Origin of the sequence: Commensalibacter papalotli (ex Botero et al. 2024) (assembly GCF_947179115.1) — a bacterium.
GTDB lineage: Bacteria > Pseudomonadota > Alphaproteobacteria > Acetobacterales > Acetobacteraceae > Commensalibacter > Commensalibacter papalotli.
This window is the reverse complement of sequence record NZ_CAMXCI010000032.1, coordinates 1-223: the sequence shown is the minus strand read 5'-3', so window position 1 is coordinate 223 and position 223 is coordinate 1. Positions and strand designations below refer to the sequence as shown.

Sequence of the window (223 nt, the reverse complement as noted above, 5' to 3'; positions counted from 1 at the left end):
TTATGCTTACATACATAATGCACCGTTTCGGGTAAAGCTTGACCCTGTTCATCTTTGTCCCATTTAATGCCATGCGTCACATCTTTGCCACCCCATTCTAGGACTTGATAGCCTCCACAATGAGGACATGGCACGTAAAAACGTCGTTGATCACCCTCTTGATAAAGCTTTTCAATCCGAGATAGTCCTTTAATCGTTGGCGTTGATCCCGATACAATTTTAC

The 223-nt window shown here is 43.0% G+C and carries 1 protein-coding gene; it reads right to left on the bottom strand.

The window, feature by feature from the left end:
- Nucleotides 1-223 (bottom strand): phage terminase large subunit family protein (locus QMN76_RS10935; RefSeq protein ID WP_282066060.1); only part of this gene is annotated, 223 nt, incomplete at both ends.